The organism is Hymenobacter sediminis (assembly GCF_003231285.1).
In the GTDB taxonomy this organism is placed as follows: Bacteria; Bacteroidota; Bacteroidia; order Cytophagales; family Hymenobacteraceae; genus Hymenobacter; species Hymenobacter sediminis.
The window spans coordinates 78,467-95,252 of sequence record NZ_QKNS01000003.1 but is presented as its reverse complement, the minus strand read 5'-3'; the positions used below and the strand labels follow the sequence as shown (position 1 = coordinate 95,252).

Annotated in this window: 16 protein-coding genes; 9 read left to right on the top strand and 7 right to left on the bottom strand. The window is 60.7% G+C overall.

Features of this window, described 5'->3' with window-relative positions:
• Nucleotides 1–62: 62 nt before the first annotated feature.
• From DNI29_RS09465 to DNI29_RS09455, 3 genes are read left to right on the top strand one after another with little or no spacing between them, the layout of a single operon-like run.
• Complete coding sequence (locus tag DNI29_RS09465) at nucleotides 63–3,362, top strand: SusC/RagA family TonB-linked outer membrane protein (RefSeq protein WP_110977867.1); 3,300 nt, start codon at nucleotides 63–65, stop codon at nucleotides 3,360–3,362.
• A gap of 12 nt (nucleotides 3,363–3,374) precedes the next feature.
• Complete coding sequence (locus DNI29_RS09460) at nucleotides 3,375–4,988, top strand: RagB/SusD family nutrient uptake outer membrane protein (protein WP_110977866.1); 1,614 nt, start codon at nucleotides 3,375–3,377, stop codon at nucleotides 4,986–4,988.
• Nucleotides 4,989–5,022: 34 nt separating this feature from the next.
• Nucleotides 5,023–6,036, top strand: a complete 1,014-nt coding sequence (locus tag DNI29_RS09455) for a hypothetical protein (protein WP_110977865.1) — start codon at nucleotides 5,023–5,025, stop codon at nucleotides 6,034–6,036.
• Nucleotides 6,037–6,090: 54 nt separating this feature from the next.
• On the opposite strand, the gene DNI29_RS09450 is transcribed toward DNI29_RS09455, so the two are convergent.
• The 4 genes from DNI29_RS09450 to DNI29_RS09435 form a co-directional block, all read right to left on the bottom strand.
• Nucleotides 6,091–6,591, bottom strand: a complete 501-nt coding sequence (locus DNI29_RS09450) for a GNAT family N-acetyltransferase (protein WP_110977864.1) — start codon at nucleotides 6,589–6,591, stop codon at nucleotides 6,091–6,093.
• An 84-nt stretch (nucleotides 6,592–6,675) separates the two neighbouring features.
• Nucleotides 6,676–7,449 (bottom strand): metallophosphoesterase family protein, encoded by a 774-nt coding sequence (locus DNI29_RS09445; protein ID WP_110977863.1) that lies wholly within the window; start codon nucleotides 7,447–7,449, stop codon nucleotides 6,676–6,678.
• 77 nt (nucleotides 7,450–7,526) lie between these two features.
• Nucleotides 7,527–8,084 carry an ArsI/CadI family heavy metal resistance metalloenzyme gene (locus DNI29_RS09440; RefSeq protein ID WP_110977862.1) on the bottom strand — a complete coding sequence of 186 codons (558 nt, stop codon included), beginning with the start codon at nucleotides 8,082–8,084 and terminating at the stop codon, nucleotides 7,527–7,529.
• A 32-nt stretch (nucleotides 8,085–8,116) separates the two neighbouring features.
• A complete protein-coding gene (locus DNI29_RS09435; protein WP_110977861.1) occupies nucleotides 8,117–8,467 on the bottom strand; it encodes an ArsR/SmtB family transcription factor in 351 nt (116 codons plus the stop codon).
• A 225-nt stretch (nucleotides 8,468–8,692) separates the two neighbouring features.
• On the opposite strand from DNI29_RS09435, the gene DNI29_RS09430 reads away from it, so the two are divergent.
• Both DNI29_RS09430 and DNI29_RS09425 read left to right on the top strand, forming a co-directional pair.
• Nucleotides 8,693–9,343: an HAD family hydrolase gene (locus DNI29_RS09430; RefSeq protein ID WP_110977860.1), complete on the top strand. Its 651-nt coding sequence runs from the start codon at nucleotides 8,693–8,695 to the stop codon at nucleotides 9,341–9,343.
• 170 nt (nucleotides 9,344–9,513) lie between these two features.
• Complete coding sequence (locus DNI29_RS09425; RefSeq protein WP_110977859.1) at nucleotides 9,514–10,395, top strand: pirin family protein; 882 nt, start codon at nucleotides 9,514–9,516, stop codon at nucleotides 10,393–10,395.
• 57 nt (nucleotides 10,396–10,452) lie between these two features.
• Here the strand turns inward: DNI29_RS09425 and DNI29_RS24105 are convergent, their stop codons facing one another.
• Entirely contained in the window at nucleotides 10,453–10,854 is a 402-nt protein-coding gene (locus DNI29_RS24105) for a hypothetical protein (protein ID WP_123823172.1), read from the bottom strand.
• A gap of 203 nt (nucleotides 10,855–11,057) precedes the next feature.
• On the opposite strand from DNI29_RS24105, the gene DNI29_RS09415 reads away from it, so the two are divergent.
• Nucleotides 11,058–12,785: a PQQ-dependent sugar dehydrogenase gene (locus tag DNI29_RS09415; RefSeq protein WP_110977857.1), complete on the top strand. Its 1,728-nt coding sequence runs from the start codon at nucleotides 11,058–11,060 to the stop codon at nucleotides 12,783–12,785.
• A gap of 49 nt (nucleotides 12,786–12,834) precedes the next feature.
• Here the strand turns inward: DNI29_RS09415 and DNI29_RS09410 are convergent, their stop codons facing one another.
• Nucleotides 12,835–13,386 carry a prolyl hydroxylase family protein gene (locus tag DNI29_RS09410; RefSeq protein WP_110977856.1) on the bottom strand — a complete coding sequence of 184 codons (552 nt, stop codon included), beginning with the start codon at nucleotides 13,384–13,386 and terminating at the stop codon, nucleotides 12,835–12,837.
• A 175-nt stretch (nucleotides 13,387–13,561) separates the two neighbouring features.
• On the opposite strand from DNI29_RS09410, the gene DNI29_RS09405 reads away from it, so the two are divergent.
• The 3 genes from DNI29_RS09405 to DNI29_RS09395 all read left to right on the top strand — a co-directional run bounded on the left by DNI29_RS09405 (nucleotide 13,562) and on the right by DNI29_RS09395 (nucleotide 16,145).
• The gene (locus DNI29_RS09405; RefSeq protein WP_110977855.1) at nucleotides 13,562–14,383 is read left to right on the top strand and encodes an aldo/keto reductase; all 822 of its coding nucleotides are present in this window, start codon (nucleotides 13,562–13,564) and stop codon (nucleotides 14,381–14,383) included.
• A gap of 223 nt (nucleotides 14,384–14,606) precedes the next feature.
• Nucleotides 14,607–15,704 (top strand): SDR family oxidoreductase, encoded by a 1,098-nt coding sequence (locus DNI29_RS09400; RefSeq protein ID WP_202910414.1) that lies wholly within the window; start codon nucleotides 14,607–14,609, stop codon nucleotides 15,702–15,704.
• Between the two features lie 15 nt (nucleotides 15,705–15,719).
• Nucleotides 15,720–16,145 (top strand): hypothetical protein, encoded by a 426-nt coding sequence (locus tag DNI29_RS09395; protein WP_110977853.1) that lies wholly within the window; start codon nucleotides 15,720–15,722, stop codon nucleotides 16,143–16,145.
• Nucleotides 16,146–16,228: 83 nt separating this feature from the next.
• Here the strand turns inward: DNI29_RS09395 and DNI29_RS09390 are convergent, their stop codons facing one another.
• A complete protein-coding gene (locus tag DNI29_RS09390) occupies nucleotides 16,229–16,702 on the bottom strand; it encodes a DUF4625 domain-containing protein (RefSeq protein ID WP_110977852.1) in 474 nt (157 codons plus the stop codon).
• Nucleotides 16,703–16,786: the final 84 nt, after the last annotated feature.

Below are 16,786 nucleotides of genomic sequence, written 5' to 3'. Positions count from 1 at the left end.
TTCTTCTCATAACAGGCCCCACGGCCTGCCGGGCACCGCCTTGCCCACACTCTACCCCTTGTATGATGCACCTGGACCACTTTTTTCCTGGCCGACCGCACGGCCGCACCCTCTTGCTAACCACGGCCCTGCTGGCCGCCGCCACGGCGCTGCCAACCGCTAGCCAGGCTCAGAAAACCAGCGCCGCCGTGCCCTATTTCGCTATGCAGAGCGGCTCGCTGGCTTCGGCCCTGCAGCGCCTCCAGCGCGAAACCGGCGTCAATATTCTCTATGAAGCCCGCGACGTGCAGCAGGCCCGCGTGGAAGCCGCCGAGTTCCGCGACGCCAAGGTGGGCGACATCCTGCGGCAGATGACGCGCAAAACGCCGCTGCAATTCGAGGAAAAGCAAGGCGTCATCATCCTGAAGCCGGGCGGGCCTACCCCCACGGAAACCCCCAACCCCAGCCGCAAAGCCGCCCGCGAAATCAAGGGCAAGATTACCGATGCTGCCACCGGCTCGGCCATGCCCGGCGTGACGGTGCTGGTGAAAGGCACGACCATCGGGGCGGTTACCAACTCCGAGGGCTTCTACAATCTGCAGGTACCCGACGATGCGACGACCCTGGTCTTCTCCTTTGTGGGCTACCTGGGGCAGGAAATAACTATCGGCGACCAGGCCAGCGTGGACGTGGCGCTAGCCCAGGACACCAAGCTGCTCAACGACGTGGTGGTGATTGGCTACGGGGCCGTGAAGAAGGGCGAGGTAACCAGCTCCATCACCAACGTAGATCCGCGCGAGTTTAACCGCGGCGTAGTGGCTACCCCCGACCAGGTGCTGCAAGGCAAGGTAGCCGGCCTGAACATCACCCGCAGCGGCGACCCCAACGCCACGGCCTCCGTGGTGCTGCGTGGCGCTTCGTCCCTGCGCACGGGCCAGGCCCAGGAGCCTTTTTACGTGATTGACGGCGTGCCCGCAGCCAGCATCAACCTGGTAGCCCCCGACGACATTGTGAGCATTGACGTGCTGAAGGATGCCTCGGCCACGGCCATTTACGGGGCCCGGGCCGCCAACGGGGTTATCATCATTACTACCCGCCGGCAGAAGCCCAACGCGGCCGTGACGTACAGCGGCTATGTGGGTGTGGAGCAGGTGTCGAACACCATTGAAATGCTCAGCGGCGACCAGCTGCGCGGCTACCTCGACGCCAACAGCAAAAGCCTCAGCCCCGCCGACAACGACGCGGGCGTGAATACTGACTGGCAGAAAGAGGTGATGCGCACCGGCCTGAGCCACAACCACACCATCAGCTACGGGGGCGGCTCCGAGAAATCGGCTTTCAATGCCAGCGTGAACTACTTCAAGCGGGGCGGGGTCATCAAAACCTCCGATAGTGAGCGGGTTATCGGCAAAATCAACCTCGATCAGAAAACCCTCAAGGACAAGCTGCAGCTGCGCTTTACCCTCACCAACTCCCTGCTCAAGCAGAATCTGATTCCGGATTTGGTGTACAAGAACATGCTCACGCACTTGCCCACTACGGCCATCCGCAACCCCGACGGTACCTACAAGGAAAACCTGACCCGCACCCAGTACTACAACCCGGTGGCCTTGCTGGAGCAGAACAAGGAGGAGCGCAAAATCAACACCCTGCTGGGTAACGCCAGCGCCCAGCTCACCATTCTGCCCAACCTTACCAACACGCTCAGCCTGAGCATGCAGAACGAATCGGTGAAGGGTGGCTCCTACCAGGGGCGCGAGTCGCCGGTGCCCAACGCGGCCAACGTGACCGGTCTGGCGGCCCGAGGCCTGGCCCGCCGCTACAGCGTGGACAACACCCGCAAAATCCTGGAAAACTACCTGACTTATAACCCGCTGAACAACGCCACCAACGACCTGAAAGTGCTGGTGGGCTACTCCTGGCAGGAAGACAAAAACGGCGACGGTTTCCAGACCGATACCCGCGGCTTCGTGTCGGACCAGCTGGGCTACAACAACCTGGGCCTGGGCAACCCCGGCGGCGTTTCGCCGAACTACGACGCGGCCATTGCCGGCTACAGCCTGGGCATTTCCACCCTGCGCCTCATTTCCTTCTACTCCCGCCTGAACTACAGCCTCAAGGATCGGTATTTCCTGCAAGTGTCGGTGCGGCGCGACGGCTCCTCGGCCTTCGGGCAGAACAACCGCTGGGGCACCTTCCCGGCAGCCTCCCTGGCCTGGAATCTGGCCGGCGAAGACTTCCTCTCGGGCCAGGAAAAGCTGAACGAGCTGAAGCTGCGCGTGGGCTACGGCATCACGGGTAACTCCCTGGGCTTCGACCCGCTGATTGCCACCCAGCGCTACAGCAGCGTGGGCACCTTCTACTACAACGGCTCCTTCATCAAGGCCATCGGCCCCACCCAGAACCCCAACCCCGATTTGAAGTGGGAATCGACGGCCATGCTGAACGTGGGCCTGGACTTCGGCTTGTTCGGCAACCGCCTGGGCGGCACCGTGGAGTACTACGACAAGCGCACCTCCGACCTGATCTGGAACTACCCGGTTTCGACGACTCAGTACTTCGTAAACACGCTCTACGCCAACGTGGGCGAAATCAGCAACAAGGGCCTGGAGCTGACCCTGAACGCTACCCCCGTGCAGAGCGGCAACTTCCAGTGGAGCCTGACGGGCACGCTGGCCCACAACCGAAACAAGGTGGAGAAGCTGGCCAACGACCAGTTCCGCCTCGACCAGGTGTACACCGCCTACCCCGGCGGCTCGGGCCAAAGCGGCATTTCTACCCAGGTAGTGAAGACGGGCTACCCCATTGGGCAGTTCTTTCTGCCGGAGTACGCCGGGCGCGACGAGCAGGGCCTCTCCCTGTTCTACAAGGCCGACGGCACTACCACCGGCTCGCCGACCCTCAACGACTACAAGTACCAGGGCAACGCCCAGCCTACCCTGCTCTACGGCCTGAGCAACACGCTGAGCTGGAAAAACCTCGACCTGAACTTCTTTCTGCGGGGTGTATCGGGCAATAAAATCCTGAACGCTACCCTGGCCAACCTCAATATTCCGGCCCAGTCTACGGCCACCAACCTGCCGGCCTTCTCGCTCGGAGAGCCCTACGCCGACAACCGCGCCAACTACTACTCCAACCGCTACCTCGAAGACGGCGCCTACCTGCGCCTCGACAACGTGACGCTGGGCTATAATCTGCCCCTGAAAAACGAGTACGTGAAGCGGGCCCGCGTGTACGTGACCAGCCAGAACCTGTTCACCATCACCAACTACCGCGGCATTGACCCGGAGATGAACCTGGGCGGCCTCACCCCCGGCCTCGACAACAATAACTTCTACCCCAAGACCCGCTCCTACGTGCTGGGCGTGAACCTGGAATTTTAAGCCTCTGCCTCCATGTCCTTTTCTTTCTCAACGATACGCCCCGCCCGCTCCCTGACCCTAGCCGGTGCTCTCACGGCCCTGCTGCTCACGGCCGGCTGCACCGACCTGGATGCGCCCATCGAATCGGAGTACACGCCCAGCAACTTCCTGACCACGCCCGAGCAGTTTATTGCCGCCTCGGGCCCGGTGTACAGCCAGATGCGCGGCGAAGTAGCCAAGGCCTACTGGAACCTGCAGGAGCTGAGCACCGACGAGGTCGTGATTGTGGCCCGCAACGGCAACTACTACGACGGGGCCCGCTACCAGCAGCTGAGCCTGCACACCTGGAACCCCCAGAACGAGTTTGTGCGCGTGGCCTGGGAATGGGGCTTCAGCGGCATCAGCACCTGCAACCGCACCCTGGCCTTGTTCCAGAACACCGCCGACGGGGCCTTCAAAACCCAGTTCACGGCCGAGCTGCGCACTATGCGCGCGCTGTACTACTTCCTGATGATGGATTTGTACGGCAACATTCCGCTGGTGCCAGAATTTGGCTCGACCCAGCAGCCCACCAACGCTACCCGCCAGCAGGTGTTTACCTACATCGAGAGCGAGCTGAAGCAGGCCCTGCCCAACCTGTCCGCCGACGTATCGGCCCAGACCTACGGGCGCCCCACCCAGGGCACGGCTCAGGCCCTGCTGGCCAAGCTCTACCTGAACGCCGAAGTGTACATCGGGCAGGCGAAATACACGGAGGCCATTGCAGCCTGCAACACCATCATCAAGGGCAAGAAGTACAGCCTAGCCACGAACTACATGGACGTGTTTGCGGTGGAAAACGGCCCCCAGGTAAACGAAATCATCTTCGCGGTGCCTTTTGATGCCAACCTGGCCCAGGGCAACATGATGTCGCGCTTTGCCCTGCACCAGCAGATGAAGGACAAGTTCAGCCTGCTCTTCACGCCCAGCAACGCCAGCCTGACCTGGCCCGAGTTCTACGCCCTCTACAAGGAGCCCACCGACACGCGCAACCAGCAGTGGCTCGCGGGCAAGCAGTACCTCAACGACGGCCGCACGCCCATCCTGATTGCCACGACTAAAAAAGGCCTCGACTCGCGCTACACCGGCGCCGACGGCAACGACAAAATCAACTACCACTTGGAGCTGAGCGACAAGCTCACGTTCCGCGACCCGGCCAAGTTCGATGTGGGCAACGACGAGTTGGGCAAGGCCCAGGGCACGCGCAACATCAAGTACTACCCCGACAAGTCCTCGACCTCCCGCGACCAGGGCAACGACCTAGTGCTGCTGCGCTACGCCGACGTGCTGCTGATGAAGGCCGAAGCCATTCTGCGCGGGGGCCAGGACCCCGACGGTACTACCCCCCTGAGCCTCGTGAACCAGGTGCGCACCCGCGCTCAGGTGCCCGCCTTCACGGCCGTGGACCTGCCTACCCTCTTTGAGGAGCGAAGCCGCGAAATGGCCTGGGAAGGCTGGCGCCGCCACGACCTCATCCGCTTCGGTAAGTGGGAATCGGTGTGGGGCCAGGGCATGAAAACCAACGCCGACACCTACCGCCGCATTTTCCCTGTTCCCGCTACTGAGCTGACGCTGAACGCCCAGCTCAAGCAGAACCCCGGCTACTAACCTTCCTTTCCTTCATCCATAACCAAAACACCTCATGAAAAACCTTACCCCCAAAGTAGGGCTACTCGTCACCGGCTTGGCCCTCTCGGCGCTATCAAGCTGCCACGAAACCATTACGCCGGAAGAAGTGGTGGCTCCTAAAACCACCCAAACGGCCAACGCTACCGCAGCCTTCAAAGCCAGCTTGGCCTTGCGCTGGGCCCCGGTGCACTACCAGGACACCGACGTAACCGGCTCCCACGGCTTCAGCGGGAAGGGCGACTACCTCACGGCCATCAACTACGACGGCGACTGGTCGGGCACGAACAACTGGAACAACCTGCCCAACTACGCCGCCACGGGCCACGGCTACTACTCGGTGGTGGAAACGAGCACCCACTGGTTTGTGACCTACGCCTTCTTCCACCCCCGCGACTGGACCGACGTTGCGGTGGCCTACAACCTCGACGAGCACGAAAACGACCTGGAAGGCTTGTTAGCGGTAGTGAAAAAGGACGGCTCGACCTACGGCAACCTGCAGGCCATCGTCACGGTAGCGCACTCCGATTTCTACTCTTTCGTGCCGGCAGGCAGCCCCCTGCACGCTAACCAGGAAGACATCGACGGTACGCTGACTCTGGAATCGGTGAATGGGGAGCTGCACCCCGTCACGGCTCAGGAAGCCAAGGGCCACGGTCTGAAAGCCTACCCCTACTACAAGCTTAATGGCGACGGCATCAAGTACTTCCCCTCGGCTACCGTGGCCGAAGCGCCCGCCAACGCCGACGACCGGGACGTGAAGTACAAGCTCGTGGACATCTTCGCTTCGGGTGGCCTCTGGGACCAGCGCACCAACGCGGCCCTGTTTACCTCAGCAGCCGGGGGCTTTGTGAAAAGCTACGGCAACGGTGGCGCCAACGCCCCCTGGGCCTGGGACGACGGCAACGACGTGCCCGGCCGCGGCGAGCTGGCCACCGACCCCGCCAAACTGGTGAACAGCTACTTCAAAAACCTGGGCAGCTTCAGCCTCACCTACACGGACAACAAGTACCAGGGCATCGGGCAGTAGGCCCTACCCCCTGCCTACTCACAAAGCCCGGAGCAGTGCTGCTCCGGGCTTTTTTTACGCTACCCCAACGCAGCTGCTACGCCGCTCCAGCAGCAGAGTGTCGCGCCAGCGGCCGGCCAGCTGGCCGATTCGCTCCCGCCGGCCCACCACCCGGAATCCGGCGGCCTCGTGCAGGCGCACGCTCGCCTCATTCTCAGGGAAGATACCGGCCTGCAACATCCACATACCGTGTTGCTCTGATTCATGTACCAGCGCCGCCAGCAGCTGCCGGCCCACGCCTTGCCCACGCGCCTCAGGGGCTACGTACACGCTCACCTCGGCAACACCCCCGTACACGCACCGGCTCGACACCGGCGACAGGGCCGCCCACCCGAGCACCTGTTCCGCCTCGTTCACCGCTACTAATCGGCTGTGCGCTATGTGGCTCTGGTCCCAGGCTTCCCAGGTGGTTGCCTCGGTGGCGAAGGTGGCGTGTCCGGTGGCAATACCAGCTTCATAAATGGCTTTTACGGCGGGCCATTGCCCCGGCAGCAGCGGCTGAATAGAAGTTGTCATGAGCAGTAAGGAATGTACAATTGGTAGTAAGCATTGAGAAAGGACGGAGGTATAGCCGGCGGACCAATCTACACTGCGCCTTTCTTACTTCGCCTGGCGCAGCATATCGGCGTACTCGTTAGGCAAGGGCGAGGCTTCTACGGCTTGGGCAGCCCGCTCTACGTCGTAGGGCACGCGCACCAGTTCTGAGCGCACACTTTGGGGGTCCGCGGGGGTAGTATGCTCATCGAGGTGGAGCAGCAGGTAGGCCGCGCGCGGGTCGCCATCCTTGGGTTTGCCCACCGAGCCAATGTTCAGGGCGTGGCGGTAGCGCGTCTGGCCCTCGTGCTCGTAGGCGAAAGTGCGGTGGAACGGCTTGTGGGTGTGCCCAAACAGTAGCACATCGGCCTGGGCCTCCTGGAGCACGCGCAGGAAGCTGGCCTCGGGGCGGTCCTCGAACAGGTACTCATTGATTTTGCGCGGCGAGCCGTGCACCATCAGCAAGCTCAGCGTGCAGGGCTCCTCTTGAAAATCGAGGCGCATGTGTTTGGGTAGCAGGCGCAGGTAGCGGCGCTCTTCGTCGCCAACCACTTGGTTGGTGAAGGCAATGCTCTGGGCACCCAGGCTCTTCTCGGTGTCGGTTTTGTAGGCGCAGCCGCAGTTACTGCTGGCCAGCCCAATACCCTGGTCGTAGTTACCGGCCAGGGTAGGAATGCCGCGGCGGCGCACTTCATGTATTACTTCATTGGGCCAGGGCGCGTAGCCTACTAAGTCGCCGAGGCAGAACACCATGTCGGGCCGGCGCTGGTCGATGTCGGCCAGCACGGCCTGCAGGGCGGGCAGGTTGGCGTGCACGTCGGAGAAAAAGGCAATCGTCATGGGCAGCGGATAAGCTGATCAGAGGAAAGGAAAGAAGCGGGCGGCCCTGCTCCCGGAGATTTATGCCGCCCGGCTTCTTAGCAGCACCCGCCGCCAGGCGTGCAGGCGGGTCCCTCAGCCAGGGTAAAAGCCATCGGCGCAGTCGTCAGCACTTCCGTAGGGGCGGATGCCTCCGTAGAAGCCGGAGCAATGCAGCACTGGCTAGTGCCGGCTGCTTGGTCATACTCCTGCTGGTAGCGCGGGTCGTTAAACTCGGCATCTTCGTGGAAGTAGTAGACTTCCCATTCCACCCCATCGGGGTCGTTCACCCAAAACTTGTCTTGCTTGGCGTAGCAGCAGGCTGTACCCATTTCCTCGCGGGCTACCAGGCCGGCCCGGCGGGCCAAGTCTAGGCGCTGCTCCATTTCCGCCACGGTTTCTACCTGAAAGCCCAGGTGGCCAAAGTTGCTGGCTACGCGGGCCGGGTTTTCCACGAAGGAGATAATCAGGGCCGGCGAGTTGAGCACGTACTTGGCGTAGCCGCGCCGGATTTTAACGGCTGGCTGCCCGAAAAAGGCCGTGTAGAAGTTGACCGTAGCAGTCAGGTCCGACACGTACAAGGATACGTGCATGCGCGGGAAAACAGGAGTTTCCATACAGCAGAAAGATACATGAGGTGGAAGAAAAATTAGCAGGCACAAGCGTCGGCGGGGCCGCAGACGGCACCAGCAGCGGCGAAGGCAAAAAAGGCTGCAAACTGCGCCTGCACCTGCTGCAGCAGCTCGGTGTTTAGGCAGTAGCACACCGTCAGGCCGTCAATTTCACCCCGAATCAGGTCCAGGGCTTTCAGTTCCTGCAGGTGCTGCGACACAGTGGTGCGCGACAAGGGCAGTTCGGCGGCTATGTCGCCGGAAATGCAGGTTTGCTTGCTGGCCAGCAGCTGAATAATGGCTATTCGGGCTGGGTGGGCCAGGGCTTTGGCTACCCGGGCTAGCTGTTGCTGCTCCTCGGTGAAAGCGGCGGTTTTGGCGTAGGTCATGAGGCAGTAACTATGTCGTAAACATACGACATAGATTTGACGTATGTTTACGACATATAACGTTTTTTTTTAGCTCCGCCGCAAAACGATTAGCCAGGGCTTGGGTTGTACTACCTTGTTGCCTGCAGCAAAGTCTGCTTAAAAAAGGCTCAGACCGCCATATTTGCCTCAGCTTTGCAAGTCCTACGTCCTGCTCAGGCTTATTTCCCTACCCCCTTCTCTCCTATGAAAGCCTTCCTCTTCGACCTCAACGGCACCATGATTCACGACATGGAGTACCACACCAGCGCCTGGCAGCACATTCTGAACCACGAGTTGGGCGGTAATTTCAGCTGGGAAGAGGTAAAGCCGCAGATGTACGGCAAAAACCAGGAGGTGCTGGTGCGAATGTTCGGGCCCGACCGGTTTACAGCGGCGGAAATGGATGAGCTGGCCGTGCGCAAGGAGCAGCGCTACCAGGAGGAGTTCCGGCCCCACCTGCAGCTGCTGCCCGGTTTGCTCGATTTTCTGACCGCAGCCCACCAGCGCGGCATTCAGCTGGCCATCGGCTCGGCGGCTATTCCTTTCAATATCGATTTCGTGCTCGATGGCCTCGATATCCGCCGCTACTTCTCGGCCATCGTCAGCGCCGATGATGTGCAGCTGAGCAAGCCCCACCCCGAAACCTTCCTGAAAGCCGCGCAGCTGCTTGGCGTAGCTCCCTCGGATTGCCTAGTATTCGAGGACGTGCCCAAGGGCGCCGAGGCGGCTCTGAATGCGGGCATGCAAACCGTCATCCTGACCACCACCCACCAGCCCGAAGAGTTCAGCCACCTGCCCAACGTGCTGCACTTCGCTCCTGATTTCCAGGACCCATTTATGCAGAGCCTGCTGTAAGGCTTAATAGAAGCGGGCCACGCCACCGCCTGAGCGGCACGAACGCCCGCCCCTGTCGGAGCCAACAGCCCAGCGCCTAAACCTGGGGGCTGGGCCGGTGGTTGAGGGTAGGACGTAGCCGCCGTTGGGTAGCTGCGCGTATAGGAGCCTCCTGCCTACTACCCCCTACCATGACTGCAACCTCCGGCCGCCGCATTTTTCAGGTAATTGACGGCAATAAGAAATTCGTGGGTGACGGCTTCGACGTGACCAGCCCCATGCCCGGGCCGCGCATCCGTCAGCTCAGCCCCTTCCTGCTCATCGACCACACCGGCCCCATGCCGGTAGCCCCCACCGAAGCGCCCCTGGGTACGCCCCCTCACCCTCACCGCGGCTTCGAAACGGTAACGGTGATGTACGAGGGCTACCTGGCCCACCGCGACACGGCCGGCCACACGGGCGCCCTGGGCCCCGGCGACGTGCAGTGGATGACAGCCGGCGCAGGCCTCTTGCACGAGGAGCGCCACGAGCGGGAGTTTGCCCGCCGTGGCGGCACCCTGGAGCTGCTGCAGCTGTGGGTAAACGTGCCCGCCCGCGACAAGATGGCCCCGCCCCGCTACCAGAACATTCGGGCCCAGGACATTCCGGAAGTGGCTACCGCCGATGGACGCGGCCGCATTCGGGTCGTATCGGGCACATACGAAGGGGTAGCCGGCCCGGCCGAAACCTTCTCCCCCATCACCCTGCTCGACGTACACCTGCCTGCCGGCACCGAAGCTACCATCAGTCTGCCGGCCGACTACAACGTGGGCATCTACGTGGTGAAAGGCGCTATTACTATGCACGGCAACCGCCCGGCCGTCACGAAACAGCTAGTGGTATTCGGCTGGGATTCTACGGATGTGCACCTCACCGCCACCGAAGATACCGTGCTGACGGTACTGGCCGGGGAGCCCATTGAGGAGCCGCTGGCTACCTACGGCCCCTTCGTGATGAACACCAACCGCGAGCTGGTGCAGGCCATTGCTGACTTTGAAAGCGGCGGCATGGGGAAGTTTCCGGAGGATGAGTAGGTAGCTATTCTGTGAACTGATTTTATTTCGCTGCTCAACCCTAGCATAAATACATATTTAGCTGGGTGACTTGTGCTGTTCAATTTCCACTTTGCCGATCATCTCAAATGAAACGCTCAAAAATGGCAGATTGGGAATTGCCATAATTTGATTTCGAAGCTCCTCTTGAAGAGTTGCTAGTGGCGGCTCTATTTTCAAGTAAGGTCCTTCATAAAGCTGCCAATCGAAAACATAAAAACCGTATTGAGCAAAGTCCTTCCATACTGCCATTGTCCCTAGATTCGGCAATTGTAGTCGAGAAGTAATCAAGTCATAAAACCGATAATAGCGTACAACCTCGATGGGTATGTCACCATATCCTCCTGTTGAAAATAACCCAATGGCACCTGCTCTATCGACAGCAAACCAGTCGAATTCAACTCCAGAAAACCTATTAGAATTATTCCAACTCGAATCCACAATTCTGATAACTAAGTCGTCAATTGAACCTCAATCTAATTTTTAAAATGCATTATGAATAAAGTATTCCGCTTACAGATTATATTCTTTTTTCATTCAGAAGTTACTACAACAATCCAAGGTCAAGCATAACCCGCCGCCGCGCCGGTAAGTAAGGATAAACCGCCATGAGGCGCGTTTTTTCAACCTGAACCTTACTTATCGTGCGGTTTTCCTATTTCCTTGGCGGGCTGGTAGCAGTAGCCGTATCAGGTCCGGCATTGGCTCAAACCGTGACCGGGCCCTTGGGCGAGCAGTTCACGCGGCGCGTGATTACCGAGAAGCTCAGTGACCCGTGGGAAGTGGCCTACGGCCCCGATAATTTCCTCTGGATTACCGAAGCCCGCGGCTACCGCGTCAGCCGCGTAAACCCAGCCACCGGGGCGCGGCAAGTGCTGCTCGACCTGAGCAAAATCCGGGAGTTTCCGCGCTACGACAAGGTTCCGGACTCCGTGGACGGGGGCAAGCCCTGGCTCCAGGGCGGCCTGATGGGCCTGGCCCTGCACCCGCAATTGCTCACCGGCAAGCCCTACGTGTACCTGACCTATATCTATAGGTTTGAAGGAGCCAACCAACCCGGTAACGGCAGCCGCCCCAACCACGGCGGCAACTATTTCACGGCTCGCCTGGTGCGCTACGAGTACGATGCCACCCGGCAGCAGCTCGCGCGCCCCTTGGTGTTGTGCGACTCTATTCCGGCCAGCAACGACCACAACGCGGGCCGCTTGCTGATAGCCCCCGTAGCCGGCCGCGACTATCTGTTTTATTCCGTCGGCGACCTGGGAGCAGGGCAGTTTGAGAACGGCGGCCGTCCGAACCACGCGCAAAACCCGGCTTCCTACGAGGGCAAAGTGCTGCGCTTCAACCCGGAGCCCGACACCGACCTGGGCCAGTACGACCGGTGGATTCCGAACGATAACCCGTTCAGCCAGGGGCGGCAGAGCGCCGTCTGGAGCCTGGGCCACCGCAACGCCCAGGGCCTGGCCTACGCCGTGGTAGGCGGCACCGGCCGGCTCTACGCCTCCGAGCACGGCCCGTTTTCCGACGACGAAGTAAACCTGGTGGAGCGGGGCAAAAACTACGGTCACCCGCTGGTGATTGGCCTGGCTGATGGCAACTACAACGGCTTAGCCGCAGCGGCCTCCGAGCACGCTACCCTTCCCGGGCCCTGGCATACCACCTACCCCACCATCGGGAGTGAGCAGGCCAACGCTGCCCGGCTGGGCGCTGACTACCGCAACCCCATTGCCTCTTTGTATCCGCTAAGCAACCAGTTCCTGACCACCGTCCTCACCCGCACCCGCAACCATAGCTCCGACGAACCCACCTGGAACTCCGAGGCCCCCAGCAGCTTGGCGGTGTACTCGGCTACGGCTATTCCGGGCTGGCAAAACTCCCTGCTGATTCCGACCCTGAAAAAAGGCAAGCTGATCCGGCTGAAGCTCACCGACGACGGCACCGCCGTAGCCTCCGACACGCTGATGTACTTCCGCGGCCCCATCCGCTACCGCGACCTGGCCATGTCGCCCGATGGCACCAAGCTCTACCTGGCCACCGATAGCGCCTCCATCACCTCGGGCCCTTCGGAAGAAGCCCCTAAGGGTACCGCTTGCCAAGGCTGCCTGATTGAGTTTACGTACGTGAGCGGCGGCTACACCACTACCCCACCCCGCGGCAGCAATCCTGCCCCCACTCCAGAGCAGGCCCTGCAGCAAGCTACTACCCTCGTGAAAGCCCTGAAGCCGAAAGACCAGCGGGCCAAGCGAGCCGGCCTACCTCCCGCCCAACAGTCCATCTTCGACCTGTTGCTGAAGCCTACCCTCACGCCCCAGGAAAAAGCCCGCGCCCAGCGCAACGCCCCCGCCCTGCTGGCCGGGCTGCGGCAGCAGTAACCGAGGTAGCTGACGCGCAGCCCATAGCACCTCATGTTGGGTAAAACGATTACGCCTTGGGCGTACGGTACATGACATCGGTCCGAAGCACGTATTTCACGCCCTGCGTTACCTCGCTGCCTTCGTGAAACAGACTGTGCAGAAAGATGAGGGCCATGCCTTGCTTAGGCTGAATGCGCAACCCCCGAAAGGTGGTGTCGCCGCCCTGGAAATTGTCGTTCAGGTACACCATGAACGTGAAGTAGCTAGCCTCTTCCTCGTTGCGAACATAGCTCTCGTCGAAGTGACCCTTGAACTGATGCCCCCGCTGGTAGCGGTAGAAACGGAATAGCTCGTTGAGGCCGATAGCCGTGCTGTTGCCTAGGTGCGCAGGAATAAAAGGCTGGCCTTTTTCCCAGATAGTTTGGGCCAGTTCTTCGCTGCGGTGAAAAGCGCGGTTGTTATTCCGAACTCCCGTTTTTACCCGGGCTCCGCCGGCGGTATTGACTTTGGCTAATTCGTAGCCGATGCCCTCACTAAGCACGATATAATCCAGGCACTCCTTTCTCGATAGAAAATCTTCAACGGTGAATATGTGCTCGGATAGTTTGGTGTATTTCATTCTATTAAAGCTATTTATCACGCCGGCACGCATTCCGTGCTGCTTATTGCCTTGACAAGATACACGGAGGCTGCCACGATTCCGCAGGGAGGTGCGTACTAACCAGTCTGGTAGTTGTGCAAGCCGACTACTAGAATATACTGTCACTATTCACCTCATCACCAGTCACCTCCTAATGCTCACCCGCCTTATTCCTTCCAGCCAGGAGCCCCTACCCGTGGTGGGGCTGGGAACCTGGCAGACGTTTGACGTGCGCGGGGCGGCCGGCCATCCGCCGCTGCGCCAGACACTGGAGACCCTGCGCGCTGCCGGGGGTAGCGTTATTGATTCGTCGCCGATGTACGGGCGGGCGGAGGAGGTAGTAGGCGAGCTGACCAGTGCGCTGCCCGCGCAACATGAGTTTTTCTACGCCACCAAAGTCTGGACCCAGGGGCGGGAGGCGGGTATCCGGCAGATGGAAGACTCTCTGCGCAAGCTGCGCCGCCCTACCCTCGACCTGCTGCAAATCCATAACCTCGTCGACTGGAAAACCCACTTGGCTACCCTGCGCGACTGGCAGGCTGCGGGCCGGGTGCGCTACCTCGGCATCACGCACTATACCGATGCCATGCACCCAGAGCTGGAGCGAGTGCTGCGCCAGGAAAAGCTGGATTTTGTGCAGTTCAACTACTCCATCCTCGACCGCCACGCTGAGCAGCGTCTGCTCCCCGCCGCGGCGGAGTTGGGGGTAGCCACGCTCATCAACCGACCGTTTACGGAAGGCAGCCTGCTGGCCCGTCTGCGCGGCAAGGCGCTGCCGCCCTGGGCTACGGAGCTAGGCATTGGTAGTTGGCCGCAGTTTCTGCTGAAGTTTATTCTCTCCCATCCTGCCGTGACGTGCGTGATACCCGGAACCAGCAATCCCGCCCACCTTCAGGACAACCTCCGGGCCGCCGAAGGACCACTACCGGACGAAGCTACCCGTGAGAAAATGGCTGCGTACGTACGTGGTTTGTAAGGGTAGAAAGGGAGTAGGAAGTGGCTCGCTGAAGCAGGGTTGCGGAACAGTGCAAGGGGTAGAGAATGAGTCATGTAGGGTTCAGCTTAGCGGCTTTTTATTCAATACTCGACTATAACACCTTGCTTTTCAGCGCGTAGGCTAAGGGCAATTAGGGCGCGGCATTCGGGCTTTCTCCTGAATGCCGCGCCGCTTTTCTTCCGCCCTCTTACCTGCTACCCCCATGAACAGCCTGAACCTTAAGCTCAAACCGCTTCATCAGCAAACCATTGTCATTACCGGCGCTTCCAGCGGCATTGGGCTCGTAACGGCACGTATGGCGGCCCGCAAGGGGGCCCGTGTGGTGCTGGCCGCCCGCAACGCCGACGCCATTCGCCAGTTGGCTGAAGAGATCAACAGCCAGGGCGGACATGCCTTGGCCGTGCCTACCGATGTAGGCAACGAGGAAGACATGGCCCGGCTGGCCGCAGCGGCCACCGCCGAGTTCGGGGGCTTTGATACCTGGGTGAACAACGCGGGCGTTTCCATCTTCGGCCACTGCGACGAGGTAAGCATTCCGGACATGAAGCGCATGTTCGATACGAACTATTGGGGCGTGGTGTACGGCTCGCGGCTGGCCGTGCAGCACTACAAGCGCCGCCACGAGCCGGGCGCCCTCATCAACATAGGCAGCTTTTTCGGCGACCGGGCCACGCCGGTGCAGTCCACGTACTGCGCCAGCAAGCATGCCCTGCACGGCTGGACCAATGCCTTGCGCATGGAATTGGAGGTAGAAAAAGCCCCCGTTTCCGTCACGCTCATTCACCCCGGCCGCATCGACACGCCCTACAACGAACACGCCCAGAGCTACTTTGAGCACCAGGTGGCACACCGTGGCATGGTGTACCCGCCCGAGGCCGTAGCCGATGCCATTCTGTTTGCCGCCGCCCACCCCCGCCGTGACATGTACGTGGGTTTCCAGGCTAAAGCTCTCACGCTGGCCGGCCACCTGGCCCCGCGCATCATGGATAAGGTGATGGAAGCCCTCATCTACCCTACCCAGATTGACCCCAAGCGCCCCTCCCGCAACTCCGAAACCAGCGCCCTGCACCAGGCCGGCTACGGCCTGCAGGAGCGCGGCTCCCACGAGGGCTGGTTCCGCTCGGGCAGCCTGTACGTGCAGGCCGAAAAGCACCCATTGCTGGCCGCTGCTGCCGTAGCTGGCCTGGGCACCGCCGCCTGGATGCTCACCAAGCGCCGCAACGGCCACGGCACCAGCCAAGCTACCGCAGCGGAGGCTGCCCCTACCCCCGTGGAACCCGCTGTAAGTACTCAAAGCTAGTTTAGTCCGTTGGCTATGCCCGCACCAACCAACCCCAAACGCAATGAGCCGGTACCGGCTACTTCGCGGGCTAGCCGGTGGCCGCGGCCTATTTTGCCCCGCGCCCACGCCTATTTCGATGCCCTGGCTTTTCCGGCTATTCTGGGGCTGGCGGCCTGGATGTGGCCCCGCAACCGCCCAGCCGCCTTGCTGATTGCCAGCAATGGCCTGCTGGAAGGCACCACGGCTGCTATCACCAACTTTCCGCCGCCTGGCCCTTTCCCGCGCATCAGCTTCCGCACCCACATCCGAATTGGCCTTATTGGAGCGCCCCTGTTTCTGGCTATCAGCAGCCTAGTGCCGGGTATTCTGGGGCGATACCGCCGGGTGGTGCTGGGGCTGGGGGTAGTACCGCTGGTCGTTAATGGGTTAAGCAATGCTACCTCCGAAACGGCGGCGTAGTGTAATCGAGGTAGGGATTATCGTTGGGCTGATGGTAGTAGGTTTCGGCCGTGGTCGTTGCGACCACAACGTGCTCCTACCCCTTACTCAATCTTAATACTAAGGCCTTTCACCGTTTGCCAGCCTTCCTGGTCGGTCAGTCGGATTAAGAAATGATAGTCGCCGGGGTCAACATCAGCAGGCACGGCTAGCTCGAAGGCAGTCTGATACTGCTGCAAGCCTTCCGGAATAGGAAAGCTCTTGATCAGCAGAAACGGATTTACAGGCCGCTTCACGGGCTCCATGTTGCACTCGATTACCTCCGTACTATGGGTGTGATGGTCGAAGTTGTGGTGAACATCCACGCTGACTGAGCCAAGCCGCACATTGTCGCTGAGGGAGGCGCGGAAAGTAAAGGACTGTCCGCGCTTGAGCGTGCTGCACTGTTTGGGAAATGCATCTGCCGCGTCAACGGCAATAACGGGGTACTCTGTATCGATTACTTCCTTTTCATCTTCCGAGCAGCCGGCGACGCACGTCAGGGCCGCTACGGCGGCGTAGAGCAAATGTATTTTCATGATGATCTAGAAGTTTCGCTACTGCCCTGCAACAACAGGGCTTTGCCATTGGCCGTCCCTAGCGGGGTAGCCGGCTTACCAATA

What these genes read in the sequence shown, in the direction of transcription:
- DNI29_RS09450 (WP_110977864.1), bottom strand. Translation starts at nt 6,591, where the DNA reads ATGACAACTTCTATTCAGCCGCTGCTGCCGGGGCAATGGCCCGCCGTA.
- DNI29_RS09410 (WP_110977856.1), bottom strand. Translation starts at nt 13,386, where the DNA reads ATGAAATACACCAAACTATCCGAGCACATATTCACCGTTGAAGATTTT.
- DNI29_RS09455 (WP_110977865.1), top strand. Translation starts at nt 5,023, where the DNA reads ATGAAAAACCTTACCCCCAAAGTAGGGCTACTCGTCACCGGCTTGGCC.
- DNI29_RS09400 (WP_202910414.1), top strand. Translation starts at nt 14,607, where the DNA reads ATGAACAGCCTGAACCTTAAGCTCAAACCGCTTCATCAGCAAACCATT.
- DNI29_RS09435 (WP_110977861.1), bottom strand. Translation starts at nt 8,467, where the DNA reads ATGACCTACGCCAAAACCGCCGCTTTCACCGAGGAGCAGCAACAGCTA.
- DNI29_RS09430 (WP_110977860.1), top strand. Translation starts at nt 8,693, where the DNA reads ATGAAAGCCTTCCTCTTCGACCTCAACGGCACCATGATTCACGACATG.
- DNI29_RS09445 (WP_110977863.1), bottom strand. Translation starts at nt 7,449, where the DNA reads ATGACGATTGCCTTTTTCTCCGACGTGCACGCCAACCTGCCCGCCCTG.
- DNI29_RS09465 (WP_110977867.1), top strand. Translation starts at nt 63, where the DNA reads ATGATGCACCTGGACCACTTTTTTCCTGGCCGACCGCACGGCCGCACC.
- DNI29_RS09425 (WP_110977859.1), top strand. Translation starts at nt 9,514, where the DNA reads ATGACTGCAACCTCCGGCCGCCGCATTTTTCAGGTAATTGACGGCAAT.
- DNI29_RS09440 (WP_110977862.1), bottom strand. Translation starts at nt 8,084, where the DNA reads ATGGAAACTCCTGTTTTCCCGCGCATGCACGTATCCTTGTACGTGTCG.
- DNI29_RS09390 (WP_110977852.1), bottom strand. Translation starts at nt 16,702, where the DNA reads ATGAAAATACATTTGCTCTACGCCGCCGTAGCGGCCCTGACGTGCGTC.
- DNI29_RS09460 (WP_110977866.1), top strand. Translation starts at nt 3,375, where the DNA reads ATGTCCTTTTCTTTCTCAACGATACGCCCCGCCCGCTCCCTGACCCTA.
- DNI29_RS09395 (WP_110977853.1), top strand. Translation starts at nt 15,720, where the DNA reads ATGCCCGCACCAACCAACCCCAAACGCAATGAGCCGGTACCGGCTACT.
- DNI29_RS09405 (WP_110977855.1), top strand. Translation starts at nt 13,562, where the DNA reads ATGCTCACCCGCCTTATTCCTTCCAGCCAGGAGCCCCTACCCGTGGTG.